This is a genomic window from Plebeiibacterium sediminum (assembly GCF_026013605.1).
GTDB lineage: Bacteria > Bacteroidota > Bacteroidia > Bacteroidales > Marinilabiliaceae > Saccharicrinis > Saccharicrinis sediminus.
Window position 1 is genome coordinate 1 of the sequence record NZ_JAPDPJ010000271.1, and the last position, 584, is coordinate 584.

General features: G+C 37.8%; 1 protein-coding gene. It reads right to left on the reverse strand.

The genetic code is table 11. From position 1 onward, the window contains the following. Positions 1-5: 5 nt before the first annotated feature. Positions 6-584: methyl-accepting chemotaxis protein (locus tag OM075_RS26665; protein WP_301193367.1), on the reverse strand; the 579-nt coding region annotated here is incomplete at its 5' end.

Genomic DNA, 584 nt, shown 5'->3' on the forward strand with positions numbered 1-584 from the left:
AACTATTAATCAATTTTGAAAAAAGAAATAGTACTTTTCAAATTCTCCGCTTGATCAGCAAGCATTTCTGCACTTGATGCCAACTCCTCACTAGCCGCAGCATTTTCCTGTGTTATTTCATTTAATTGTTGAATGGCACTATTGACCTGTGAGGCACCATTATTTTGTTCCTGGCTGGCTGCCGCAATTTCTTGTACCAGCATTGTCGTTGTACTAATTTTGGGTATAATGTCAGTCATTAAATTACCTGTTATAGATGCCAGGTCCAATCCTTTTTTAGTTAGAGTATTTATTTCATCTGCTGCTATTTTACTTTGTTCTGCTAATTTTCTGACTTCTCCTGCCACTATTGCGAATCCTCTTCCGTGTTCTCCTGCCCTGGATGCTTCAACAGAGGCATTAAGAGCAAGTATGTTGGTTTGCATTGCTATATCATTGATGATGTAGATTTTTTGCGATATAAATGCCATTGCTTTATTGGCTTCTTGTGCATGCTCATTAACTTTATTTGAATCATTGTTGGCCTCCTCTGAGACCTTAGCTGTTTCAATTGCATTATCTGAGTTTTGATGTATGCTGGCAGA